The following is a 26202-nucleotide window of genomic DNA, read 5'->3' as shown; positions in this document are numbered from 1 at the left end:
ACCTCACGCTTTATTTTTCAAAACCACCAGCATTTCTTCCTTTGAAAAGCCTAATGCCTCAATCGATGTTAAAAAATTTTCAGCCAGCTGATTTTTCATCTCTTCCCGCAATAACTCAATGCGCTCCTCATTGCTCGTAATAAATGTACCCTGTCCTCGTTTGGTTTCCGTTATATTCATTGCCTCTAACTCCTTGTATACACGTTGCACCGTATTGACATTGACACCTGTTTCTACTGCATATTCTCGAACGGAGGGAAGTCGATCACCTAGCTGCAACTTCCCCTTCAAAATGTCTCCACAAATTCGATCGACAAGCTGGCTATAAATGGGTTTGTCACGCGAAAAATCCATCGTCATCGTAAAACCACCCTTTCAAGCCACTTCGATGCTGCTAAAAATAGCAGTAGTAGTAATAACGTAATGGCTACTTCCTCAACGACATAAATCGAGCCAAGCATCCATTCCATCGTCATTTCTTTCCCTGTTGGTAGATATTGTTCGATGCTTTGAAGCGAAACCTCTCCATGGAGGAAGATCGTTCGATACAGCTGACTCTCCGTTATCCGCACCCAACCAGCTGTGGTTACATAAAACGCAATCATTGTCAGCACAATCGAAAAACGACCTATTATGCGCTTTAATTGCAAATAAAAAGCTAAAAAGAATAAAAGAAGGATAAATAGCATTAATTGTAAAATAGTCAATATAATAACAACTATTACCAAAACCAATAAAATTTGTCCAGCGCTGGCAATCAGCTCATCCTTAATATTGAAAATGGCTATACTCGTAAAAAGGATAGTGAAGAGGACATATCCTACTAATGAGCAAACCAATTTTGCGCCGATAAGCTTTGTGATGGAGCTTGTTGAATGGAGCCAGCTCTCCTTTGCTTTAATATCCAATCGCATCGATGCCAAAAATTGTAAAACAGAATAAAATCCTCCTAGAAAAAGGACGAGCATCGTAAATACAAACTCTAGCTGATTTTCCTGTGCAAAGAGATCAACAAACCGATGTAACACATAGGGAACGATCCAAGATAGCATAAGTCCCATAAATATCCCTACTAGAAACCATGAGCGATAAAGTACCCACTCTTTTTTAAAAGTCCCGTAAAGCTTTTCAATCACAACACCTCGTGTCATAGTGTACTAGTCACATATTACACCATGACTTTTTCGTTGGCAAGTGGCAAATACAAGAAAAGGGAAATTTAGTTTGCACAACAATTATGCTTATTCTCAAAGAAGGTATTCACCTATTAAACACAGAATATATGGATAGCACGCTAACACTAAGCGTAAGGTGGTACTTGAATGGATAAAAGAGTTGTCTTTGATTTTGAAATTGAATTTACCAATGGTGGTGGCCTACAAGGGCAGGATTTTCGCCTTGATATTGATGGAGATGACATATCGGACGAAGAGCTAGCTAAGTATATTGTGGAAGATATGAGGTTGCTCATGGTTGGTAAGGTAACGATCCTAAACAAAAAAATTATGAATGAAAAACATAAACGAAAACCTCTTGATGAGCAAGAACGGATATGAAGCTCGTTGAAAGCGATACTATTTGATTTAGATGATACCTTACTTAATCGAGATCATGCTGTCGATAACCTGTTTTATATTATTTTGGAAAAATACTATGGTGCTATTCAGGGTATGCTCAAAAAGGACATGCTGGAAAAATTTAAGGAATACGATAAAAGAGACTATGGGATTGCCGATAAAACCAATGTTTTATCATCGTTTTTTGATGCGTTTCCATCAACTTTTCAATTGCCTCGCCATGACATGCAAGATTTTTGGGATCAGCAGTTTCCATATTGCTTTTCTATCGATCAACATACGTTGAATGTTCTCCAAACGATTAAGAGCAAGTACAAGTTAGAATTATCACAAACGGCTCTACACAGCGACAAAAGGCTAAAATCACACATACAGGTTTAGCTAGCTATTTTGATGTTATCCTTATTTCTGAGGAAGTAGGCTTAACTAAGCCTGACAAACGCATATTCGAATTAGCCTTAAATCAGCTTCATGTACAACCAGAAGAAGCCCTATTCGTTGGGGATGACCTAGAAAAGGATGTCGCTAGTTGTCAGCAAGCAAGGATGAAAGGGATATGGTTCAATCCTCATCGCCTCACGAATCCAACTGACATTAAACCTGATGCCGTGATTCATTCATTTGATCCATTAATAAAAGGAAGAGCCCTGTTTAACTAGGACTCTTCCTTTGACTGTTACACCATTTTCCCTACTACTTTTACCTTTAATCTGGTTGCATTTTCTGGATGATACGCGAGAGGTGTTTCTTCTACTTCCACTAGCTCAATGGTATCCTCAAGAGCACCTGCTAATACGGCTTGTTTCACAGCCTTGTTTTGTGCATCTTTTAAGGATTCCTCACGCGGTTCTTTGGAATAAATATAAATCTGCTCATATTGACCACTAATTTGTGCAATCGAGGCACCGATGGCATTCGCTACACCACCATATTCAGATTTTACTATTGTGGAAACGCCTCGAATTTTGTCTGGCACAATAATTCCACCACCTCCTACTAAGACTAGTGACACATCCTCTGAGGAAGTTTTCATCTTATCAATCGCCTGTTCTAGTAACGAAGAAATTTCTTCTTGAACAGCTTTGGCAAATGCTTCATCAATATGTGCAACTAACGTGCAATCGCCTACCTCTGCTAAGCCTAAACGGACAGCGATATCTGTTGTCGTTAAGGTCGAGCCACCGAAAACAAGGGCCTCCTCACTGATTTTATAGCCTACACTATCCGGCCCAACTGTAATTTTGTCACCATTCACACGAACAATACTACCCCCGCCCAGTCCGACTGAAATGATATCTGGCATCCTAAAGTTTGTCCGAATGTCCCCCACTTCAACTGCGACCGAGGATTCTCGCGGGAAACCATCCTGTAATACACCGATATCTGAAGTGGTACCTCCAACGTCCAATACCATAGTGTTTTGAATTTGGGATAAATACGATGCTCCACGGATACTATTGGTTGGTCCACAGGCAATTGTTAAAATTGGGAATTGCTTGGCGTAATCGATAGACATTAATGTACCGTCATTCTGGCATAGATAAACCTCTACATCAAAAATGCCTTCTGCTTGTAACGCCTGTATAAAGCCCTGTGTTGTTGTCTCAATCACCTTACATAATGCAGCATTCAGAATCGTAGCATTTTCACGTTCAATTAACCCGACTGAACCTATTAATGAGGAGCAGGAAATCGGGAATTCCTCACCATAGACTTCTTGAATCCATTCACGAACCTGCAATTCTTGATCATTTTTAATAGAGGAAAAGACACCAACAATTGCAATGGATTCCACTTGACTACGCCATTCCTCTAGTAGTTTTGTAATTTCCTGTTGATCAAGCGCACTTAATAATTGGCCGTCATATTCATAACCACCACGGGCAATGGCATAATGACCAGATAATTTATCAATCATATCCGCTGGCCAAGCTGTATAAGGGAGCACGGAAGCCGTCGCTGGATAACCTAGTCGAATGACACCCACCTTTGCAAGCTTTTTACGTTCCACAATGGCATTGGTGCATTGTGTTGTCCCTAACATCGCATGGGTAATTTTTGATTTATCGATATTTGCACCCTCTAGTAATTGTTGCAGTGACTTTTCAATTCCCGTTTTAATATCTAAGCTTGTAGGTGATTTCACACTGTAAATAAGCTGGCTATTATGGTCTAAAAGGATGGCATCTGTGTTTGTTCCACCTACATCGATTCCAATCTTATACATGCTCTGCTACCTCCTTTTTCACCAATTCCTCAATTGGCGTATACTCATATTCATAGCCAAAGTATTTGGGTCCAGCTGTTTCAATACCCTTTGCTGTACGCCATTTTTCATGTGCTGGTAAGCCAATCACACGCACACGTTTACCATATTTTAAGCTCTCTGTTGTAACAGGCAATAAGGTTTCATAATCCACCAAACAAATTAAGTCTGGTGTCATGGCTATAACCTGCTCGTTTTTCTCAGCTAATAAGTTTTCATTTTGGAAATGAACCTTCATTTGATCATTTTTATAAGATTCAATACCTTCAAGATTCATTTTACCTAGGTTAAAGCCACCTTTCGTTTCACGAATAACATCCACTATTTTTCCTTGGAAAAGCTCATATCCTTCCACAAGCTTTAAAAGGCTTTGTAGCTTATCGTTCACCTCTTGATCTTTCGAGGCAATAACTTCACCGATTTTTTCAGAAAGCGTCACTATATGATGAACACCGCTTTGTTTAATTTGTGCACCCGTTGTTGGGTAGAGGCTCACTAAGGAACTAGCGCCCATTTCTACTGTTGCTGTTCGGGCGATACGCTCGGTCCATTTATTATCAATCGTTTCAAAAATACCAATATTCCCTTTTTCATCGGTGATGGCCATTGGCGTTGCTGAAATCCCATCTAAGTGGAATGTCACCATTTGTAATTCTGGAAATGCACGCCCCATGCCATCACAATCAATCAATGGTAAGCCAAGTTGTGCAGCTACTACAATAGGAATCATCGAATTGACCCCACCTGCTTCCATTGGATAGGTGCCTGCAATTTTTTCTTTACCCAAATATTGCGCGAGCTTTTGGAAAACCTTAACAAACTCACCGCCACGTGGAAATTTTTCTACTAAAACCGATGGCGCCCCCATCATTGCGGCAGGAATGAAAAAATCATCATCCGCAATTTCATCCACTGAATACAACTTTACAGGGCCATTTTTTTCGATGGCAGAAAGCGCCATTAATTTTCCAATATAGGGATCTCCTCCCCCACCTGTTCCTAGAAATGCTGCCCCAATGGCAATATGTTCAATAGCTGCTTGATCTAAATATCTCATCTATGTTCCTCCAATATGACCGTTTTTTGTACAGATACACGATACCCAACATAATAAATCACGAATGAAATAATGATGCCAATCATCGGTTGGTTTGGTAGTGCTGGCAATGCAGGGAATAAGGAGAATACCACTGGCATACAGGCAATGACAGCTCCTACTAGCCAAGAAAATACACCTAATCGATTGACCCCTTCCACTTCATGCCAGCTATCTGCTTTGCCCTTATGAATGACCCAGTAGGAAGCAATCATCACCCCTGCAACAGGCGGAATCATCGCCGATAAAATTGACATGATGGGTGTAAAATAATTTAAAATCCCCACAACGGCTAAGATTGTGCCAATTGTACCCGCCACACCTATGGCTAATCGTTCTTTGTTTTTCGCAACATCAAATACATTAATTAAGGCAATTCCACCTGAAATTGCATTGACCAAGTTGGTTTTCCATGTTGCTAAAATCAGACCCACTCCACCAATAAAGGGTGTTGCGATATGCAGAAAGACTGCTGTAATATCACTTGTTTGATAGGCAATCGTTAAGACAGCTCCCACAGCAATCATTAGCACTCCTGCGGGAATAATCCCTAATGTAGCGGCTTTGAAAACGTCTGAACGTTTTTTGGAAAATTGCGAATAATCACCCGCTATAACAGCCCCTAATGCAAAGGACCCAATCGTTACAGCTAAACCATCCATAAAGTTCATATTGCCCTGTGGCTGATAATCGCGAATGAGTTGCAGTTGCTCACCAGTTAATATTTGGCCTAAACCGTACAGGCAAATGATGACGAGCAATGGTACGGCGATATAGCTTAAAATACGCAACACTTTCATCCCATAAAGTGCGGATACGACCATGACCATACCACTAATGAAGGAAGCGATTGGAATGGGTATATTCAAATGATAGATTGCTAATAAATTTGCTAAGGCTACGCCACACACATTGGCCTGAATGCCAAACCACCCTAAGCAAGCAATAGCTAAGATAATGGATAATATTGTACGAGAGCCCTTTTTACCAAACACCTGTCCTGCTATATGGACAGTGGGCTTTCCTAAATCACTGCTTTGCATGCCTTGCAAGATCATGATGATCACGACAATAGCATAGCCTACAAAAGCAACAGCCAGTGCCTTTGATAAACTCATATTGGTAATCAGTGCGTTACCGACTAATAAACTGGGAATACAAATCATGGCGCCAGCCCAAATAATGCCTAAGCTATACCAAGATTGACCTTTATTTTCATTTTGCATGTGACTCCTCCTTATTTGGTGATGGATTAATGTTTTTAATTATAGAAGATAGGTAAGAGTCGAGTCTTTTGCGCAAATGAAAAAAATAATCTGAAATTTTGTTCAAAATGACAAAATTTCAGATTATTCTAATCATTAATCAATCGATATAGCATGCAAGCCATATAGGCATCATAAAATTCCGAATACACGGTAACATCTGTGCCAATCAGCTCACTAATTTTTTTGATGCGGTATTTCACCGTGTTTTTATGGATATAGAGGAGCTCTGCACAGCGCTCCACACTAGCATTTGCATCTAATAAAAAGGTTATCAATGTCTGCAAGGAATCATGGTCGCGTAAAATGGGTTCAATTACAGACAAATATTCTTCAATCATTTCTTCGCCCTGCTTACTGACATCAATTGCCCTTTTCATGGAGCGCACTTCCGCTGCAGTAAACAATTTCCGCATCGGATAAATCGTATGGGCTTTGTCCCCCACCTGATTGACCAATTGATACATTTGACGAACAGACTTTGTATTTCTCATTTTAGGTGCATAAACAATTTCTGCGATTTGGGCGTCATACTGAGTCGTTTCACTATATTCAATGGCAATTTCAAACTCATGATGCTTATAAAAGCAATTGCCTACCAATACAATCATACAATGGTCAATGCATTGGATGACTCTTGTTTGATAATATTTGGACAGTTGCTCTTCTAATTCATCGCGAATTCTTTTTTCTTCTGCTAACTCATGGATGTAGACAAGCCACATCATTTGAATCGCGGAAACATCAATATGAAGGAGATTGGCTAATCTTCTCATTTTCTCCCCTCATCATTGATAATAGCTTTAACTAAGGCATATTCACTAACCTCATCATGCTTGTCTCCCCATAAATTTATAGCTACTTGCACAACCTCACTTACTTTTTCAATTGTCTTAGCAGGTAATTTTGTATTTTCTTTAATCAGAAATAAAAATAGCGGCTCACCATTTTTTTGGTGTACTCTTTTATAGTCTACGACACAGGCGACATCACTTCTTAGTAGCTCAAGCTTGCCTGCTTCTCTCTGAAAATTGGATTGGGAGCATTGTTCAATGACATTCGCTACATCTAATGATGAATTTCGTGGCCACATCACTTGGTTCACAATCTCAAAATGACTATTAGTGAGCACAATATTAGCCTTCAAACGATCTGAAAGCATTTTTAGTGTAATTTCAACACTTCTTAAATGCTCAGGTAGTAACGATACTTTTTCTAATGTCTCTTTGACAAAATGATCATTAACGCCTTGATTACTAACAATCGCTTCCATAACCTCATAAATAACCTCGTTATAGCGCAGTGAATAATCATTTCGCGGCATACAAATGATAATAAAGCCTTGCGCCTCCGCTAACGCAAGCACTTCCTGTGGAATATCAGGCAATACAATGCCGACATAATATAAAATAAGCCCCAGCTCTCCTAAATCATGTAAATGCTGAATCGTTTCACATTGCTGCTCCACACTATCTCGAATGGAGTAAAAAGAGCTAATGACAAGCTCCTCTGCATACCATTCCTCCTGTACACGGTTAATAATTTTCGAATAAAAATCAACATTCGATACCTCTAATACAGATAGAGATGATACGGTACGATGCAGATTATCTCGCCCTGTTAACACCTCTGCCCCTCGAAAAGATGGCAATTGTAATAATTCATTGACCGTTACCCCATGTTCCACCACCACTTTTCTTTACAACTCTTTTGAAGAAGAATACCATATCCCCTACTATCTTTCAAAATACAGTTTCTCTCTATTTTAACTGGTAGCTTGTTAGTGTTAAAATAGTAATTAAATGGATAAGATGAGAGAGGAAAATGAGGATGTCTAATCAGACAAAAAAAGAGACAACCGTTGGTACAAAAATCCGACATAGTCTACAGGCAGATTGTCAAAGCTGTTTTGGCTTGTGCTGTACCGCTTTAAATATTTTGGCTTCTAGTGATTTTGCGATCAATAAACCAGCAGGCACGCCATGTCCTAATTTGCAGGATAACTATAGCTGTCACATACATAGTCAGCTACGAGAGACTGGTTTTAAGGGCTGTACCGTTTTTGATTGCCTAGGCGCAGGTCAACAGGTTTCACAGGTGACATTTCATGGACAGGATTGGCGACAATCTCGTGAGCATGCGGACAAGATGTTTCATGTTTTTCCCATTATGGAACAGCTTTACGAAATGATTGCGTATGTGGCGGAGGCTTTGTCCTATCAGGTGGATAATATGCTTTATGAACAGCTTCTTGCTCAATTGAAGCACTTACAGCAGATCATAGCTCAGGATGCAGATACATTATTAGCCTTGGATATGGTAGCTAGTCGTATGCCGATCAATGCACTATTGCTCCAAACTAGCGAACAAATTCGCCAGCACAGTGTGAAGGGAAAGGCTTCTAGAAACTTGAATCAACGTGGGGCTGATTGGATGGGCAAAAATTTAAAAGGCAAGGATTTACGAGCGACTGATCTAAGGGGTTATTTAATCGCAGCAAATCTTCAAGATGCGAATTTACAAGGAGTAGATTTCATCGGAGCTGATTTACGAGATGCCAATTTACGCGGTGCTGATCTTTCAACAAGTCTGTTTCTAACCCAAATGCAAATCAACGCCGCGCAAGGGGATCGTTCGACTAAATTACCTTCTTACATAAAACGACCTGCTCATTGGCAATAAAAAAGGTAGATGGCGTTTTACGCTCATCTACCTTTTTCTTTAGGCTTGTTTCTTTTTATAGAGCACAGTAGCCGCCACTAACACGAGTAAAATAGACTGCCCTATGATTGTTTCCACTGTTGGATAGAAGCCAATCAAGCTAATAACAGGTAAGCCATCAACAATCGTTGTGGACAGATTATCTGTCAGCTGCAAAGTATGCAGACTGACCCCAATAATTTTAAAGGCTAGCACGTAAATTAAAATGGTTGCTACTGCGAAAAATTTGTGAATTGGAATTTTACCACTTGCTTTAAATAACACGACTGCAAGTACAGCCAGAATGAGTAGTGCAACCACAATCCCAAGAATAAACTGTGACGTTTCCATTTTTGGTGCAATCCCCGCATAAAAGACAAGCGTTTCTGCACCTTCACGGAAGACCGATAAAAAGCTAATCATAGCCATCGCAAAAATAGAGCCACTCGAAATGGCATTACCCATTTGTTTGGAAATATAGCGATTCCAGCTGACCACGCTTGATTTGCTATGTAGCCAGATACCAACACCGATCATCATCGCTGCAGCAACTAGCCCTACATACCCTTCCATTAACTCGCGATTCGTATCAATTGTTGCCGAATTTAAAATCGTCGACATAAGAATGGCTGCAATAGCAGACAATAGAACGCCGACAAACGCGCCGACATAAATCCATTTGCGCATCTTGTTCTGCCCTGATTTATTGAGGAATGACACTAAGGCTAAAATAATCAGTAATGCCTCTAGCCCTTCGCGTAATAAAATTAACGCAGCGTCCCAAATTGTGTAATCGGAATCCCCTTGAATCAGTTCAATCTCAGTGCGGAATGTATTTAATTGTTTGGTAATTGCTTGCTGATCGACGTTGGATTTTAATAGATCACTCGCGATCATCGGCATATCACTTTCAATTTTCGTATAAAGACTACTATTACGTGTGGAGATTTCAATTTCTACACTTGGCCAAATGGTAATAAACTCACGTATTTTATTTGAAGCTGCCTGGTAATCACCTGCATCCAGAAAATCATTGGCCTCATCTATATAGGCAATTAATGTAGCTAAAGAATACTCTCCCTCTACCACGTCGGCTGTTTCTTTGCCAGCTACAAAATCCTCAATCGTTTGCTTTAAATCATCGAATTGAGATTGCATAAGCGCTACATCAGGCTCCTCAGCAGAAATAGAGATACGAAGAAAAGCCATTTGTGTTTCGATTTGCCCGTACATTGCGATACTTTGTTCACGCACAGGTCGCTCATTTTTATTCCATTTACTATTAAAATCTTTGTAGGCTTCATCAATGGCCTGAATATCACCACTTGCTAATGCTTTTTCAAAGTCTGCCATGATCGGCTTAAATTTTTGCCCAAATTCTGCTCGCTGTGCCGCTTCATCCACTGGATTTTCAAGCTTTTCTAATGCACGCAATGCATTCGATAGTGCTGATAGCGCCTCTAAACGCTCATCCTTGGACGTTGCCTCAGTAGCCTGTGCAAGGATTTCATCCACCTTTGCTTTTGCCTCTTTCTGCTCTGAAGATACTTTAGCCCAATCAACAGCAAATTGTTCAAGTGCCTGCTTGGCCTCCGCCTCTTTATCCTGCTTTGTATTCATCAGTGCATCACTAATCGCAATATAGAGATGACTATAGGATTGCGCAGCTTGTACAGGTAAAGCTAAAGTCAGCATAAGGACAATCACGATACTACAGCGCGTTAAAAAGTGCTTCACCTAAATAACTCCCCTTTTGTACACCAGGGAAGCAAGCAAACACGGCACTGCCTCGATGGGTAATGTACTCATTCATTTTATCCATACGCCCTAAGCTATTTTGGATGGTTGTAAATTGGGCTGGGTCCTTTTGAAAAGAGATAAAGATTAGCCCTGCATCATGTGTCCCTGTATTTGACATCACGCCTGATGCATAGGAATAAGAGCGTCGCAAAATACGCGCACCTGATTTCCGCGCCAAATGGACATGTGATGTATCAGGCATAATATAATTGCCCTTATCATCCTTTGCCTCTACATCAAAATCATCGAATTCCTTTGTTTTGCCAAAAGGTGCCCCACTATCGCGGTAACGGCCAAATGTTGCCTCTTGATCTTTCAATGATGTACGATCCCACGTTTCAAGATGCATTTGAACCTTACGCGCAATTAAATAAGAGCCGCCCTTTAGCCAGCCTTTATCCACCCACACGACCTCCTTTAAGTCTTTTTCATCGGTAATAGCTGGGTTTACCGTACCATCCTTGAAGGCGAAGAGGTTTCGTGGTGTCCCTCCACTAGCTGGAAACGAGTTAAAGCCCGCCTGTGACCATTTTATTTCTACTTTACCTGAAGCAGCTCGTACTAAATTACGAACTGCATGGAAGGCCACCTGCGGATCATCTGCACAAGCCTGAATACACAAATCACCACCTGTGTATTCTTTTTGAAGCTGATCTTTAGGGAAATGTGGTAAATCCTTTAGCTCCGCTGGTTTTAAATGCTGGATGCCCAGTTTATCGAATAATGAAGGCCCGACACCAATGGTAATGGATAGATTAGATGCATCTAAGCCCTCTGCCTCTCCAGTATCCCCAGTTGGCACTCTTGTATTTGTCGATACATCGACCATGACTTCACCGTTCATTAAACGCACAACAAGGGGTGTCCATTGCTGGAACAACGCTTGTAGTTCCTTCTTTGATGTCACTAATACATCTAAAGAAGCAAAATAAATATTCGTCTGTACAGGTGTCACAATACCTGACTGATGCTTGCCATAGAAATTGACCTTATTGCTAGCCGTCTTGCTATCTGCTACTGGCTCAAAGACATCATAGCCCATTGCTTTCATGACACCACCCAAGCCAGAGGCACCGATGGCAACACCTGCCACACCGATACCTGTTAGCTTTAACATATCACGTCTAGAAATTTTTTTATTTATAAATTTTTCCTCGTTTGACGTTGTCATTGTTTATGTTCACTCCAAAATGATACCCATTTGACTTAATGGTTCTCCAAGCTGATTCACCGCTGCTGCAAGTGCTTTTGTATTTTCCTCCGTTAATTCTTCGTAAGATATATAGCCACCATCAGCCGTTGCATGCTGTGCTAATAAATCGTCCACTGCTTTGAATTTTTCATCAAGTGTTGCCACTAATGTGGCATCTTTTGCTTCTAATTTTGAGCGTAAAATCTCAAAGATTTTTTCTGCGCCTTCAATATTTGCTTTAAAATCATAAAGGTCTGTATGAGAGTAAATTTCTTCCTCACCTGTAATTTTAGATGTTGATACTTCATTTAATAAATCTACTGCACCTGTAATCATTAAGTCAGGTGTCACTTCCACTGTTTGCACAAGCGCATGCAATTCCTTCGCATCTGCAAGAAGCTGATCTGCTACAGCCTCATAACCTTTTGTTGTATTTTCTTCCCAAAGTGCATACTCAAGCTTATGGTAGCCTGACCATTCTTCCTCACCTTTACCTTCTTCCTGAATATCTGCTAAACGTCCGTCGATACGAGGGTCAAGATCACCGAAACTTTCCGCAATTGGCTCAGAACGTTCAAAAAACATACGTGCTGGCGCATACGCTGCCTTTGCCCCTTCAATATCGCCTGCTTTGAATAGGTTCACAAATTTCTCTGTGTCAAGTAAAAATTGATCCATTTGCTCTAACGCAAATTGTTGATAGGCTGATAGTTCAGAAGATAAATCCACCTCTTTTGAAGCTTGCTCCGCCTGTTCTGTTGCAGGCTTATCTTCTTTTTTACTTCTTCTGTATTGCCACAGCCAGCCATTAAAATGCCTCCTGCTACTAATACCGACAAAAATGATTTGTTTTTCATACTTCGTACCTACTTCCGAATTTGTTTTATATTGTGATGATAATGATTATCATCATCCATTGCAAGATATATTTTTGTAAATAGAAAAAAACGTCATTTTTCAGTTATTCTTTACGAACAACTAGAAAAAAGACGTTTTTTCTACAATATAATGATTCTAATCTACAAAATTTTTGCTTGTTTCAAATTTTCATATTTTCCATGTAAAAGGTAATAAAGCACAATCGACACTATAATAACAAAGACCATCGAAAAGAAAATCGAGCTGTAGCCCATAGATGGTACAAATAAGCCTAAGAAATAAGGCCCGACACCTAAGCCTAAATCATAAAAAATAAAATACGTAGATGTCGCAAGGCCTAAACGCTCATTTGGTGTTACTTTGATGGCAATTGCCTGTGCCACCGAGTTGAAGTTTCCATAGCCAATCCCGATACAAGCGGCAGCGATTAAAAAGGCAATCGTAGTGGTTGCTGAGCTAAAGGCATACATACCTATTGCAAACAACACTAAGCATGGATAGATAATTATATTCGCCCCTCTTGTATCAAGCAATTTCCCTGTAAATGGACGTGTAGCCAAAATGACAATGGCATAGATAATAAAGAAGTAGCTACCTGCTGATACTAAATCAAGCTCCTTTGCATAAAACGTCATAAACGACATCACACCTGAATAAGCAAAGCCAATCACAAGTGCCACAAAGGCAATCGGTACTGCGCGCATTTCAATAAAGTTCGTCACTTTAAAGCCTGCCTTTACAGCTGTATCCTTCGCTTTTTTCGGTGCATCTGGCACGGTCACAATGTAATACATAAAGAAACAAATAATCGCTAACACAGAATCAACTGCAAAAATCATACGATAATCTGCAAATAGCTGTGTTAATAATATGCCAACAAATGGGCCAATGGCTGTGGCTAAAATGGCGCTTAAGCTATAATAACCAATCCCTTCGCCACGACGCTCAGCTGGTAAAATTTGTGCAATAATGGTACCTGTTGCTGTACTTGCAATCCCTAGTGCAATCCCCTGTACTAAACGATTGATCATCAGCAGCGGTAAATTGCCTGCTATAAAATAAGACATTGTTGATAACATAAATAATAATAGTCCACAAAATAATGTTTTTTTGCTACCCCAGTCTCCAATAATACGCCCTGTCCCAAGACGACCTAATAGTGTCCCGATAATAAAAATACTCGATACAAGCCCCGCTGTACTTGTAGAGGCATTAAAATGCTCCACCGCATATGCTGCAATCGTAACCATTAATAAATAAAAGATTAACGTAATGGTAAAATTAATAAGTGAGACAATTAAAAAATCTTTTGTCCATAGTTTCTTTCTGGCTGCTTCCACGTTACTCTCTCCTATTGATTAATATTCATACAAATTCTTGCTAAAACCTGAGTCGCAATGTCAATATCTTGCTTTGGCACGCCTACCAAAGCCTGCTCAAAAAACGGATTTAGATGCGACTTTATTTCCAGCACAAGCTCTTCCCCATGCTTTGATAGGTGTACCAGCTTTTCACGCTTATCCTTGCCCGTCATCGTTTCCACATAGCCTAGCTCCACAAGTTTATGTACAAGCTTCGTGACACTTGGCTTCTCTATAGACATGAAATTCGCGATATCAACAAATGAATGTGGACCCTTATCATTCAAGAAACGAAGCACTGCCCACTGCGAGCTATATAACTGATAGGGTTCAAGCTGCACATTCAGCTGGTTAATAAACGGCCGATACATTAAGCGGTACTGATTAAAAAATTCCTGTTCAATTGTCACACTATCACTTCCTTTTATATTAGTTAGCCTAGCTAACTATATACCTAAAAACTCTATTTGTCTAGTAGGAAATAAGCGAAACACCGCTCTTGGGGGTGTGTACTGCTAGAGTGGGATAATTGCTGAGTGGTATCCTTCACTTTTATTGCTCTATCCGCTACTTTCCTTATTCTATCCGTCACTTTCAGCATTCTATCCACCTACTTCAAGTACCCTAACCCACTAGAACACTAAAAGCTACAATTCAGACCGCTTGAATTGTAGCTCTTAGTTCGTTATTCCTTAATCCAATATTTCCGATGCTTTTTGACACCCTCCGCTTTCAATGGGAGTTGTTGCAACAACTTGTATGCTAAATCGGGAGAGTCAATGCCAAAGAATTCGCGGAAGCTTCGATTGGTCAGCTGCTGCCCGATTAGTAACCTGTAGTCCTCTAATGTTCGAAGCAATGCATCATCATCCACCAATCCACAGCGTGGGCACGTCCATTTGTTATAGTGATATGATAATCGCTGCCCATTATCACATTGTGGACATAGCACACCTTTCACTATTTCCTTGAGCGGCACCTCTACCTCTTTTTTCAACTTTGTGTGCAGGGATAATAGAAGGTTGACTAATTGTAAAAGATCAACTCTTTCTCTAGGTTGATAATGCTCCATCCATTTTTGTAAATAAAATCGTAACCCTGCCACATGAAAGATAGGCAGCCCCTCAAATCCCTTTGTCAAAATACCATTTCTCGTTGCCAATACCACCGCATGCAAAACTGGTAAATCGATGCGTTCCTTCTGTAATAGCTTCTTCATCCATACTACATGCCGGTCTAGCTGAAGAAATGGATCTGTCATGCCTTCGACCGTATCATCTGCGGTCGTACGTGTTAATTGAGCGAACGAAGCATCGTATGAAAGTTTGCCTGTAATATTTTTGATTTCTAGAATGAGTACAAAATGAGGACAGAGAAAGATGGTGTCCATTTGATGGGTAGAACCGAAGTCATTCATTGTTTGAAAGTCATGAAGAAAATAGTGAGGGATTGGTAAGTCTAGTTCAAGCCATTTTGCATCAACGAGCTGTTCACCAGCGAGTCCTGCTTGTAGGCGCCTTAAATGCTCACAATATAATGTGTATTACTATGGGAAATAGGAAGTCTTTGTACAAGTGCCTCTAGCATCTTTTGCGTCTCTGATGTTTGACGTTCTAATAAAATCATCTAATCACCTCCTGCCATGATTATATAAAAAAAGAACCTCAATGAATGAGGTTCCTAAAAACTTGCTATATAGAATGCCTAAAATAAAAATTCCCCTATTTTCGCTAAAACAAAAGTCTTTTCTTTCTAGCATCACTCAATTTTGATTAGTACTTTTCTAGACACTCTTCCGCAATAAATACAGAAAATAAGGTGCGCCAATAAATGCAACAACAATCCCAGCAGGAACCGTTGCACTTGCAATAGCAACACGTCCAATGGTATCAGCGAGCATTAGCAAGCTTGCGCCAATGAATAGCGTCAGTGGTAAAAAGAATTGGTAGCGTGGACCAACGAGCTGTTTTGCAATATGGGGAGCCATCAAACCGATGAAGGCTACGCCCCCTGTTACGGATACAGCGGCAGCCGCTAGTGCAACCGCAACAATTAATAATCGGAAACGTTCTCGCCCAATGTTCATACCAAGACCGACTGCTGTTTGCTCCGTCATGGCTAAGACGTTTAACACGTTGGCTTTATAGAAAATGTAAGGGATGCCTAGTACAAGCCAAGGCATTAGCGCCCAGAAAAATGGCCAATCTGTGCCCCACACATTTCCGGCTAGCCATTGTGCAATAAATTGTACATCGCTCCGTTCAGCAGAGGAGATTAATACCATCATGACCCCGGATAAGGCTGATGCTACGCCTACCCCTACTAAAATAAACTGCACAGGATGGACACCCTTATTACGCTGATAAGAGAAAAAGTAAATACCCAGTGCTGTCACAAAGGCACTACAAAAGCCGACAATCGGTAAAATATAGGCAAAGTGAGGAAGGTCGCCATCTACTAACAAATAAAAGACAGTAATCCCAACACCTGCACCAGCACTGATACCTATAATTCCTGGGTCTGCTAAATCATTGCGGGTTACGCCCTGCAATACGGCCCCTGCCAGTGCTAATGCCATACCCGCAGCCGCTAGCACAAACATTCTAGGTAAACGGACTGAAAAGAGCACAAAGGACTCTTTAAAACTACCATCGCCCAGTAAGGTTGGAAGAATTCGGTCAATAGAAACCGAAGCAGCACCTAATGAAATCCCTAGAATAAAAATGAACAAGGTTACCACAAGCCATATGAGTAACCATTTACGTTGTTTTTTGCGACCTTCTTTAAACAAATTGACGTCCTCCCTTCCGCACTAATAATAGGAAGAATGGAAGACCTAAAATCGAAATAATAGCGACAACTGGCGTTTCATAAGGTGCGTTAATCATGCGCCCTGCAAAATCAGCCAACACCATAAACCAGCCACCAACAATGGCGCTCATCGGTAAGACAAAACGATAGTCTGTCCCAACAAACGCGCGGACAATATGCGGTACCATTAAGCCAACGAAAGCTAGATTTCCGACGAGGGCCACAGCAGAGCCTGCCAGAATAACTACAACGAACATCATTACACCCTTTACGAGCGTAGTATTTTGTCCGACACCTACTGCTACTTCCTCATTTAAGCTTAAAATCGTTAATTGACGACTAAAAGCAAATGAAAGCAGTAAGCCAATAATAATAACAGGTACGATCAATAATGCCTGCCATGTTGTGCCAATGAAACCGCCACTTGTCCACATGGATACATCCTTGGAAATTTGAAATAAAATGCCTGTCCCTTCAGCGATTGCCTGTAATAATGCTGTGACAGCTGCACCAGCTAAAACAAGCTTTAAAGGGGAAAAGCCTTTTTTAGTAGAGGCACCAATCCCATAAACTAACATCATTCCGATTCCCGCTCCAACAAAGCAGGCTAAAATTAACGTATAATACGAGAATTTAGGGATGAATGCCATTGTTAAAGCAAGGGCAGCATTTGCCCCTGCCGTTAAACCAAGCAGCCCTGGATCAGCTAATGGATTTCGTGTAACCCCTTGCATAATCGCCCCAGCGACAGCGAGGGCACTCCCAACAAAAATAGCTGCAATGATACGAGGAAATCGAATTTCACGTAAAATCGTGTAATGTTTACCTCCACTTTGTCCGACAATTGCTTGAAAGACATCTTGAATGCTTGTATTCGCTGCCCCTAAGCACAGCGAGATACTGGCAGTACCAATTAATACAAGCAATGCAAGCAATACCTGAAGCCAAAATGGAAGCTTTCGAAACTTTGTCATTCGCCTTCGCTACTCTCTACTAATTATTGTAAAAATTTCTCTTCAAAGAACTTCAGTTGATGTTCTAATGTGATAGGGTCATTGAAATAAAAGGCATTTGCATTCACTTCAAATAAATGACCATTTTTCACTGCTTCTAAATCTTTAAACCATGCTGCATCTGTAAAGGAATTATCTTGATCTTGGAACATACTAAAAATCACGTAGTCACCTGCATATTCCCCTAAAACTTCTTGAGAAATGGCATAGTAGCCAGGCTCTAACGCTGTTTCTTTTACTTTCTCAGGCATTTTCAAGCCCATTTCTTGATATAAAATCTCTGTTCCACGACCCCAGTTATCGCCATAAATATAGAACTGTTTATTAAAGTTCTCTGCTACTGTTACAGTCGCATCTTCACCGATTTTTTCTTTAATCTTTTTACCAGCTTCTGCTGCACGTGTTTTAAAATCTTCTACCCAAGCAGTTGCTTCTTTTTCTTTATTCACAACTTTACCGATTTCGATGAACTGCTGTAAATAGTCTACTTTACCATACGTAAATAATACAGTTGGCGCGATCTCTGCTAATTTATCAGCATTTTCAATACCATTTAAGCCAATAATTAAATCTGGTTCTAGCTCAAGAATTTTTTCAATATCTGTATTTTCAACTACGACAGCATCTTTAATTGCATCTTCAAAGTTGGGATTTTTTGCTGCCCATGCATCCACACCAACAACATTTACATCAAGCTGTAATAAGCTTCCTACAAAAGAAGATAGTACAACAACACGTTTCGGATTTGCTGGTACTTCTACAGGACCTGACTCTGATTGATATGTGATTGTTTCTGATGAAGCTTCCTCTTTTGAGCCCTCATCCGCCTTCTCTGTTTTTTCTTCCTTACTGCCACATGCTGCAAGTACTAGGACAAGCATCATAAACATTGGTAAAAGCCACTTTTTCATTGTTATTCTCCTTTTAAATGGTTTGTAATAAGTCATATGTAATGCACATTGGTTTGTTTGTTCGTGGATCTTTGCCAATAACTGCATCTATATTAAATACTTTTTTCAATACTTCTGGAACCATCACTTCTTCAGCCGTTCCGAATTTTACAAGCTCACCTTGTGAAAGCGCTACAATATAATCTGAAAAACGTGCCGCTTGATTTAAATCATGGAGGACCATGACAATTGTGCGCCCCTGTTCTTCATTCAGCTTGTAAAGTAGCTCTAAAACTTCTAGCTGATGAGCCATATCTAAATAAGTTGTTGGTTCATCTAAAAAGATAATGTCGGTTTCTTGGGCCAATGCCATCGCAATCCATACGCGCTGACGTTGTCCACCAGACAAAGCATCTACAGATTGTAAACGGAATTCTTCTGTTTTGGTTACCTGTAAAGCCCAGCCAATAACATCTTTATCTTTTTGTGATAAATTCCCGAAGCCCTTTTGATAAGGAAATCGACCGTAGGATACAAGCTCTTCCACTGTTAAACCATGTGCACTTTCTGGACTCTGTGGTAAGATTGCCAGCTCTTTTGCTAACTCTTTTGTTTTCATCTTGGAGATATTTTGACCATCTAATACGACCTGTCCACTCTCATGCTTTAAAATCCGTGTGATAGCCTTTAACAAGGTTGATTTTCCACAACCATTTGAACCAATGATTGTCGTGATTTTGCCATCAGGAATTTGCAGCGATAAGTCATGCACAATCGTTTTATTCTCATAACCAACACGAATCGATTCAACTTCTAAACGCAAATCGGACCCTCACTTTCTTTTTACTTCTTTCCATGCTATGATATTCAAAGTTAAAAATGATAATCATTATCACTAGAATTAGTCTAGTTATCTGATAAGATTTTGTCAATTACTTTTTTACTATTTGTTAAGGATGTGGCAATAAAAATGCAGCATGTGTATGATGTGACAATTATTGGCGGCGGTCCAGCTGGCTTATATAGTGCTTTTTATAGTGGTTTACGGGGTTTAAAAACAAAATTATTAGAAAGTCAACCACAGCTTGGCGGTAAAGTATTACTTTATCCTGAAAAGCTGATATGGGATATTGGGGGGCATCCTCCCGTCTTGGGCGAACAATTTGTTAAACAATTAATCGAGCAAGCTAAAACATTTGATCCTACTATTTTGACAGGTACAAAAGTGGATTTAATTGAACGTCACAATGATATTTTTGTGATACATACAGCAGCTGGTGAAAAGCATTATTCTAAAACGGTACTGTTAGCTGTAGGTGGCGGCATTATTAGCCCTCAAAAGCTAACACTTGAGGGCGCTGAAAAATATGAAATGGCCAATCTACATTACACTGTGCAATCATATAAACGTTTTGTCGATAAGGATATCATCATCTCAGGCGGTGGTAATGCAGCCATTGATTGGGCTGTTGAATTAAGTCCGATTGCCAAAAGCGTAACGGTTGTTTACCGCAAAGAGAATCTATCAGCTCACGAAGCCACTGTACAGGAAGCACTGGATGCAGGTGTGCGCATTGAGTGTAATACAACGATTACAAAGCTTTCCGCAAATACTGATAAAACGGCTATTCAATTAGTCACATGTGAGAATATGATAACGAAGCAAAGTTATACGCGTCAAATTGATGAGGTAATCGTCAGTCATGGCTATAATCGTGAGGCGTCTCTTGCATTTGATGAGGCCATTGCCATTCCAAAAAAGGATGATTATTATGTTGAAGGAAAAGCAACAGGTGAAACAGCACAGCCAGGTATTTTTGCAGCAGGTGATATTTTATCATTTGATGGAAAAATTAATTTGTTACTTGGCACTTTCCAAGATGCAGCCAATGCAGTCAATTCTATAAAAACGTATTTAGAACCAACTGCCTATCGTCATGGCATGGTGTCCTCACATAATGAGCTATTTAAAGAGAAAAATCGCTCTATTATCGAAAAGCAATTTGCACCAGCCCACTAAACCTAAATATAACCCTCTTAAGATCCTGATCTTAAGAGGGTTTCTGATTTTATCTAAATAAACTTAATAACGCTCCCATCTGTCTCAACATATTTACTCCATTTGTAATCGTCCCAGCATGCCCCATAATTGTATTTAAATGATCTGGTAAATTTCCTAATCTAGGACCTTGCTGTTGCTGATTGGGAGAATAGTATGGTTGCACCATCCTACCTCGAAAAGGTGGGCCAAAATATTGCCTATTGTTTGGCGGATATGGACCTCTTCTAGCATTCGGCTGAAAATATGGCATTTATACACCCCCTATCTGAAAGCTTCTAACTAGTATATGTGAAAATTTTTATAGCGAATTAGACTTTTGGAGAAGAGGTTAAAAATAATAAGGGAACCATACTAATTTCTCTGTCATACTATAAGAAAAAAGAAGGTGGTACTATTCAAGGCTCTCATTATCTTACCTTTTTAGCTAAGTTCGGGGTCGGAGGCGCACATCCTGGGGGCATTAATCTATCAAAGGCTGTCTTGCAAGCAGAGAATATCGAGCAAAACGCACATATTTTAGATGTGGGATGTGGTACAGGGCAAACGGCTGCTTATTTAGCATCTTCCTATCAAGCAAACGTCACAGGTCTCGATATTCAGCCCATCATGATAGAAAAGGCTCGTCAGCGTATGGATAAAGCGCGTCTACCTGTTAAACTTCTGCAAGGCTCTATTGAACAAACATCGTTAGCGAACGAGACATTTGACTTGATTCTAGCTGAGTCGGTTCTGGCTTTTGTTAATTTGCAGCAGGCTTTGCAGGAAATTTATCGTTTATTGAAAAAAGGTGGCCGCTTTATTGCTATCGAATTTACTATTCCTAAAACACTTCGTACCGAACTTGCAGACGACCTCCAACAATTTTACGGCTTTCAGTCTCTCCTCAGGAAAAAGGATTGGGTAAGACTACTGCAACAGGCTGGTTTTTATGATATCCATATACAAAAAAACAAATCCATCTCATCCAAGCCTGAATTTCAAGTTTCCACAGATCTAGAATCGGAATTCTATGAAATCATGGATCAGCATATTGCCATGAATGAAAAATACGAAGACATTTTAGACTATCGCATCTATACTTGTACAAAATAATGAGCCGGCAGCAAAAGCGTTGCTGGTTTTTTTGTGCTGTCACAGCATACTTTATGACACCTGTCATCAAGATTCTTTGACTGGTGTGAATAGGTTTTTTTTTGAGATTTTCTTATCCTTAAGGTAAGAAAACAAAGAAAGAGTGATCGAACTTATGCAAACACAACAAAGACTTCCCTTTATCGATATGTTAAGAGGCTTTGCCGTCTTAGGAACGCTTGGTACAAATATTTGGATATTTGCTTATCTTGGTGATTTATCGTATATCACCACAAGTGATTATTCTGGTTGGTGGTCCTTCAATGATTTTTTACGTATGGTTGTATTATTTTTCGTTAATGGCAAGCTGCTTGGATTGTTAACAATTATGTTCGGTGTAGGTCTACAATTAAAATATCAGCAAGCCTTACGTAGAGGTACAGCTTGGCCAGGAGTGTACCTGTGGACTATCGTTTTTTTAGGGTTAGAGGGGCTACTGCACTACACGCTTGTGATGGAGTATGATATTTTAATGAGTTATGCTGTTACAGCATTCATCGTCGCTTTTATTGTACGTTTGGGTGATAAGGTCATGACAGGAGCCTTTTATTTTTTTGGTGGCTTTCACATCCTATTGATTCTGCTTATTTTTATCAGTACCTTACAAGGAGCGGGTGTTTCCTTAAATGGCATGGCGTCCGTTACTGAGCTCTATGAACATGGTACATGGTTTGCACAGGTGCAGCATCGTCTCACAAACTTTTTATTTTATCGCTCAGAAGCTATATTTATTATCCCAATGAATGTCTTTTTATTTTTACTTGGCGTGAGGTTCATGCGTAATGGGGTATTTTCACCAACAGACAAAGGACGTCAAACTCGACAAAAGCTCTTTAAAATCGGTGTATTCATTGGCTTTCCTATCAATCTGCTTATTTTTATTCCTGGGGGGCTTTTTGATTTACCTGTTCGCTATCTTTGTGCCCCTATTCTATCCATTGGCTATATTGGAATTTTAGGTAAACTGGTAGAATATAAGAAGCTAGACTGGCTTTGGCAGCGCTTTGCTCATGTCGGTAAAATGTCTTTAAGCTGCTATGTCCTTCAAAACGTGCTTGCGTCGATTATTTTTTATGGCTGGGGGCTTGGCTTAGGTGGGCAAGTCAATAGCTTCTCTGTCATTGGTATTTGGCTATCTCTATCAATCTTACAACTTGTTATAGCATTTGCTTGGTTACAGCAATTTCAAATGGGCCCTATGGAATGGATTCGTAAAAAAGCCCTTCAAGCGATGACACAGCAATCAGCAACAAAGGATGGTGCTAGTAATAAAAATATATCCAAGAGAACAAATTAAGCATTATTTAATCATTGATGCAGCTTCTGTCATTTTCCTATTCGCACTAGTACTAGGGTCTCATTCCCTTCCCTTAGCTATGAAAATAACAGTGCTCCTTTTATACCTAATAGCCTTCTACATTGCTTTATGGCATCGAGATTGGAGGCTACTTGCTGCATCTCTAGTAGCCTTTGTCCTGATCACCTTACTTAGCATAATTGTCGATCCTTTTATGCTTATTTTTGGCTTTACCTTTGCCGATTTACTAGGACGGGCAAAATCAAAATGGCATATTGCCTGTGGAATTGTAGCCATCGCTGTCATGTTTTTGACGGTTTTGTACATGACAACCGACTCTCTTTTACCGAAGGAATCACAGGTACTAGTACCGGTTATGATGTTTCAACTAGTGCTCCCGATTCTCATTTATTTTGTGGAAAAGTCCAAAAATCTGCAAGCTGAACTGGCAGATGTAAATACTCAGCTTGTTCAGCAAGAGGAACGACAACGGATCGCTAGAGACCTTCATGATACAATTGGCCATACGCTCACAATGATTAAAGTAAAAACCGAACTAACGACCAAACTGATTGACCGAGATCCTTCAAGCGTGAAGCCTGAGCTACATGACATATTAGCCACTACCCGTACCGCCTTAAAACAAGTACGTGAGCTTGTGTCTGATATGAATTTTATTTCACTGCACACGGAGCTTATCCATTGCCAACAGCTTTTACAAAGCGCGAATATTACGACAACCCTTGACAATCATTGTCCTCAAATCGTACTTTCTAGTGTGGAGGAAACGATGCTTGCTCTATGTGTACGAGAGACGACTACGAATATTCTCAAGCATAGTCAGGCAAAAAAGTGCCATTTCACCATTCAATGTTGTGCTGGACACTATACACTTGTGATGAAAGACGATGGCATCGGTTTACAGTCACAAGGACGTGGGAATGGCATCCACTCCATAAAAGAAAGAATGCATATGCTGCAAGGCTATGCCCTGATTGAAAGTGACACACCAGTAGGCACCAGCGTCACACTTACTCTACCAATTCAAGATGGAAAGGAGCCTCTAACATGATACGTGTATTACTAGCAGAAGACCAACAAATGTTACGTGGTGCCCTAACTTCGCTACTAGCGTTTGAGCCTGATATTGAAGTCATAGCTGAGGTGGCGGATGGACAACAAGCATGGGAATTGATCCAGCAGGAGCCACCAGATATTTGCCTAGTCGATATTGAAATGCCCCATCTATCAGGGCTTGAGCTTGCTGAAAAGATTAAACAGGCCAACCTCCCTTGCAAGGTAATGATTGTGACAACCTTTGCACGCCCTGGCTATTTGCAGAAGGCAATGGATTGCGAGGTACACGGCTATCTATTGAAAGATGAACCCATTGATTATTTAATCGCTACTATACGAAAAATCATGCAGGGAGAAAAGGTGGTCAGCAAGGATTTAGCCGCCTCCTTATTTATGAAGGAGTCAAACCCTTTAAATGAACGAGAAATTGCGGTGCTTCAGCTAGTCAAAATAGGCTTGACCACAAACGAAATCAGTAAGCAATTATTTTTAACGAAGGGCACGATTCGCAACTATTTATCCACATCTATTCAAAAGCTACAAGTTGAATCTAGACAGCAAGCCGCACAGGTAGCAGGCGAAAAAGGCTGGCTATAAAAAATCTCGCCACAGCTGTGACGAGATTTTTACAATGGTAGCATAAGACACGTTCCTAGGTTTCAAATGACAGATTCATTATTAAGCAAAAGAACGTTTATTTTCCTTGTAGAACTAAATTGGTTGCTGTAGCCCAGTTGTTTAATGGGGTTACGGTATAGCTGACATTTGTTTTCAACGTACCACCATTCGTTAGATCAAAAATACCTATAGCACCTTTACGTGATGAATAACGATATTGTGCTTGCAATGTACTCCCATCACTGCCTTTTAACGCTACACTTCGGCCAGCAAGTAAATCAGATTGCGGATTGTTTCTTAATTGTAATTCAAAGGATTTTTCATCCATGGCCTTCACTGACTGCAGGCTGAGTGGCGCGATTTCGTTCGCTACAAAGCTCTTTACATCTATTTCCGCCCATTGTGCGTACACACGGTAAGTCACACCTGGTTTTAAAACTTTGCCAGCAGGGAGTCTAAATTGAGGAGCTTGTCTGCCATCAGCTGCTTGTGTAAATGGAACATAATTAGCTACAAATTCTTCTCCCTCACTTGTTTTCACTGTCACATAGCGATCACGTAATGAGGAAATAACATCAAAGCGTTTTCCGCTAGCATCTCGATTATGACGATCTAAGCTAAATGCTAAATCTCCTCGACTCGCGCGATAGGCTTCAATAATATTAGCATAATCTACTACGCCATCCTCCTGAAAGGATTCCAATGTGAATGTATCATTTGTGACTTGCTCCACATTGCGTACATATACCTTTTCATCTGTGCCATCAAAAACCTTATTGCGTTGCTCTTTATAGCTCAATGTATAGATAAAATCATCCTCTTGGAATGTTGTTGGTACAATATATGTACGCTTAGAGCCGGTCATTAAGCGTGGCACATTGACAATCTCTAAATCTCCATTAAACGTAAAATGTTTTTTTATAGCATCTAAATGATTGAGGTCTACATCAGCTGCTGCTAATGGCTGATTAAATGTTATTTGTAGGGTCATTGTATTTAATGGCTTGATGTTTGTAATTTTAGCTACTTGCTCGTTTTCCGCTGCTACTACTGCTTTATTGCTTGCCGCATCTGCATTTAATTGTTCGCCTATGGTGACTAGACCTGCTGATACTACGGATAAAGCTAATGCTGCTGGGACAATGCGTTTTCTTAATTTCATTTGTT

Annotated in this window: 25 protein-coding genes and 2 pseudogenes; 8 read left to right on the top strand and 19 right to left on the bottom strand. The window is 40.2% G+C overall.

What is annotated here, in order from left to right; all coding sequences use genetic code 11:
- Window positions 1-3: 3 nt before the first annotated feature.
- A complete protein-coding gene (locus NP781_RS07430; RefSeq protein WP_004229320.1) occupies window positions 4-360 on the bottom strand; it encodes a GntR family transcriptional regulator in 357 nt (118 codons plus the stop codon).
- Window positions 357-1151, bottom strand: a complete 795-nt coding sequence (locus NP781_RS07425; protein WP_257521894.1) for a hypothetical protein — start codon at window positions 1149-1151, stop codon at window positions 357-359. Before NP781_RS07425 ends, NP781_RS07430 begins: the two co-directional genes overlap by 4 nt.
- A gap of 171 nt (window positions 1152-1322) precedes the next feature.
- Between NP781_RS07425 and NP781_RS07420 the strand changes: the two genes are divergently transcribed.
- Window positions 1323-1556: a cyclase gene (locus NP781_RS07420; RefSeq protein WP_221680852.1), complete on the top strand. Its 234-nt coding sequence runs from the start codon at window positions 1323-1325 to the stop codon at window positions 1554-1556.
- Between the two features lie 6 nt (window positions 1557-1562).
- A pseudogene (locus tag NP781_RS07415) lies at window positions 1563-2236 on the top strand (HAD family hydrolase).
- 17 nt (window positions 2237-2253) lie between these two features.
- On the opposite strand, the gene NP781_RS07410 reads toward NP781_RS07415, so the two are convergent.
- From NP781_RS07410 to NP781_RS07390, 5 genes are all read right to left on the bottom strand, one after another.
- Window positions 2254-3804: a hydantoinase/oxoprolinase family protein gene (locus tag NP781_RS07410; protein WP_257521893.1), complete on the bottom strand. Its 1551-nt coding sequence runs from the start codon at window positions 3802-3804 to the stop codon at window positions 2254-2256.
- Window positions 3797-4900, bottom strand: a complete 1104-nt coding sequence (locus NP781_RS07405; protein WP_221680849.1) for an S-methyl thiohydantoin desulfurase family protein — start codon at window positions 4898-4900, stop codon at window positions 3797-3799. The genes NP781_RS07410 and NP781_RS07405 overlap by 8 nt, the downstream gene beginning before the upstream one ends.
- On the bottom strand, window positions 4897-6165 hold the full coding sequence (locus NP781_RS07400) for a cytosine permease (protein ID WP_221680848.1): 1269 nt from the start codon (window positions 6163-6165) through the stop codon (window positions 4897-4899). The genes NP781_RS07405 and NP781_RS07400 overlap by 4 nt, the downstream gene beginning before the upstream one ends.
- A gap of 128 nt (window positions 6166-6293) precedes the next feature.
- The gene (locus NP781_RS07395) at window positions 6294-6980 is read right to left on the bottom strand and encodes a helix-turn-helix domain-containing protein (protein WP_257521892.1); all 687 of its coding nucleotides are present in this window, start codon (window positions 6978-6980) and stop codon (window positions 6294-6296) included.
- The gene (locus tag NP781_RS07390; protein WP_257521891.1) at window positions 6977-7897 is read right to left on the bottom strand and encodes a PucR family transcriptional regulator ligand-binding domain-containing protein; all 921 of its coding nucleotides are present in this window, start codon (window positions 7895-7897) and stop codon (window positions 6977-6979) included. The genes NP781_RS07395 and NP781_RS07390 overlap by 4 nt, the downstream gene beginning before the upstream one ends.
- Before the next feature lie 137 nt (window positions 7898-8034).
- Between NP781_RS07390 and NP781_RS07385 the strand changes: the two genes are divergently transcribed.
- A complete protein-coding gene (locus tag NP781_RS07385) occupies window positions 8035-8886 on the top strand; it encodes a pentapeptide repeat-containing protein (protein ID WP_257521890.1) in 852 nt (283 codons plus the stop codon).
- Between the two features lie 39 nt (window positions 8887-8925).
- Here the strand turns inward: NP781_RS07385 and NP781_RS07380 are convergent, their stop codons facing one another.
- From NP781_RS07380 to NP781_RS07335, 10 genes and pseudogenes are all read right to left on the bottom strand, one after another.
- On the bottom strand, window positions 8926-10641 hold the full coding sequence (locus NP781_RS07380) for an FTR1 family iron permease (RefSeq protein WP_257521889.1): 1716 nt from the start codon (window positions 10639-10641) through the stop codon (window positions 8926-8928).
- Complete coding sequence (gene efeB / locus NP781_RS07375) at window positions 10616-11875, bottom strand: iron uptake transporter deferrochelatase/peroxidase subunit (protein ID WP_257521888.1); 1260 nt, start codon at window positions 11873-11875, stop codon at window positions 10616-10618. The genes NP781_RS07380 and efeB overlap by 26 nt, the downstream gene beginning before the upstream one ends.
- A 9-nt stretch (window positions 11876-11884) precedes the next feature.
- Window positions 11885-12753, bottom strand: a pseudogene (gene efeO, locus NP781_RS07370) (iron uptake system protein EfeO).
- A 162-nt stretch (window positions 12754-12915) separates the two neighbouring features.
- A complete protein-coding gene (locus NP781_RS07365; protein WP_257521887.1) occupies window positions 12916-14115 on the bottom strand; it encodes an MFS transporter in 1200 nt (399 codons plus the stop codon).
- An 11-nt stretch (window positions 14116-14126) separates the two neighbouring features.
- Window positions 14127-14546 (bottom strand): MarR family winged helix-turn-helix transcriptional regulator, encoded by a 420-nt coding sequence (locus NP781_RS07360; RefSeq protein WP_257521886.1) that lies wholly within the window; start codon window positions 14544-14546, stop codon window positions 14127-14129.
- Between the two features lie 275 nt (window positions 14547-14821).
- Window positions 14822-15586, bottom strand: coding sequence for an NERD domain-containing protein (locus NP781_RS07355; protein WP_257522507.1), 765 nt, complete (start codon window positions 15584-15586; stop codon window positions 14822-14824).
- Between the two features lie 333 nt (window positions 15587-15919).
- Window positions 15920-16927 (bottom strand): FecCD family ABC transporter permease, encoded by a 1008-nt coding sequence (locus NP781_RS07350; RefSeq protein ID WP_257521885.1) that lies wholly within the window; start codon window positions 16925-16927, stop codon window positions 15920-15922.
- On the bottom strand, window positions 16920-17921 hold the full coding sequence (locus NP781_RS07345) for a FecCD family ABC transporter permease (protein ID WP_048390305.1): 1002 nt from the start codon (window positions 17919-17921) through the stop codon (window positions 16920-16922). Before NP781_RS07345 ends, NP781_RS07350 begins: the two co-directional genes overlap by 8 nt.
- Window positions 17922-17944: 23 nt before the next feature.
- The gene (locus NP781_RS07340) at window positions 17945-18871 is read right to left on the bottom strand and encodes an iron-hydroxamate ABC transporter substrate-binding protein (RefSeq protein ID WP_004229355.1); all 927 of its coding nucleotides are present in this window, start codon (window positions 18869-18871) and stop codon (window positions 17945-17947) included.
- 13 nt (window positions 18872-18884) lie between these two features.
- Window positions 18885-19673 carry an ABC transporter ATP-binding protein gene (locus NP781_RS07335; protein ID WP_004229357.1) on the bottom strand — a complete coding sequence of 263 codons (789 nt, stop codon included), beginning with the start codon at window positions 19671-19673 and terminating at the stop codon, window positions 18885-18887.
- Window positions 19674-19820: 147 nt separating this feature from the next.
- Between NP781_RS07335 and NP781_RS07330 the strand changes: the two genes are divergently transcribed.
- Window positions 19821-20870, top strand: coding sequence for an NAD(P)/FAD-dependent oxidoreductase (locus tag NP781_RS07330; protein WP_221680839.1), 1050 nt, complete (start codon window positions 19821-19823; stop codon window positions 20868-20870).
- Window positions 20871-20919: 49 nt separating this feature from the next.
- On the opposite strand, the gene NP781_RS07325 is transcribed toward NP781_RS07330, so the two are convergent.
- A complete protein-coding gene (locus NP781_RS07325; RefSeq protein WP_004229360.1) occupies window positions 20920-21162 on the bottom strand; it encodes a hypothetical protein in 243 nt (80 codons plus the stop codon).
- A 230-nt stretch (window positions 21163-21392) separates the two neighbouring features.
- Here NP781_RS07325 and NP781_RS07320 point away from each other — a divergent pair, with 230 nt between their 5' ends.
- From NP781_RS07320 to NP781_RS07305, 4 genes are all read left to right on the top strand, one after another.
- Complete coding sequence (locus tag NP781_RS07320; protein ID WP_221680838.1) at window positions 21393-22004, top strand: class I SAM-dependent methyltransferase; 612 nt, start codon at window positions 21393-21395, stop codon at window positions 22002-22004.
- 154 nt (window positions 22005-22158) lie between these two features.
- Window positions 22159-23340 carry a DUF418 domain-containing protein gene (locus NP781_RS07315; protein ID WP_257521884.1) on the top strand — a complete coding sequence of 394 codons (1182 nt, stop codon included), beginning with the start codon at window positions 22159-22161 and terminating at the stop codon, window positions 23338-23340.
- Window positions 23300-24412 (top strand): sensor histidine kinase, encoded by a 1113-nt coding sequence (locus tag NP781_RS07310; RefSeq protein WP_257521883.1) that lies wholly within the window; start codon window positions 23300-23302, stop codon window positions 24410-24412. The genes NP781_RS07315 and NP781_RS07310 overlap by 41 nt, the downstream gene beginning before the upstream one ends.
- Window positions 24409-25014, top strand: coding sequence for a response regulator transcription factor (locus NP781_RS07305; protein ID WP_257521882.1), 606 nt, complete (start codon window positions 24409-24411; stop codon window positions 25012-25014). Before NP781_RS07310 ends, NP781_RS07305 begins: the two co-directional genes overlap by 4 nt.
- Before the next feature lie 97 nt (window positions 25015-25111).
- Here the strand turns inward: NP781_RS07305 and NP781_RS07300 are convergent, their stop codons facing one another.
- Window positions 25112-26197: a hypothetical protein gene (locus NP781_RS07300; protein ID WP_257521881.1), complete on the bottom strand. Its 1086-nt coding sequence runs from the start codon at window positions 26195-26197 to the stop codon at window positions 25112-25114.
- Window positions 26198-26202 lie beyond the last annotated feature (5 nt).

Origin of the sequence: Lysinibacillus sp. FN11 (genome assembly GCF_024628845.1) — a bacterium.
Classification (GTDB): Bacteria; Bacillota; Bacilli; order Bacillales_A; family Planococcaceae; genus Lysinibacillus; species Lysinibacillus capsici.
The sequence above is the reverse complement of the archived record's forward strand: the minus strand, read 5'-3'. Positions and strand labels throughout refer to the sequence as shown.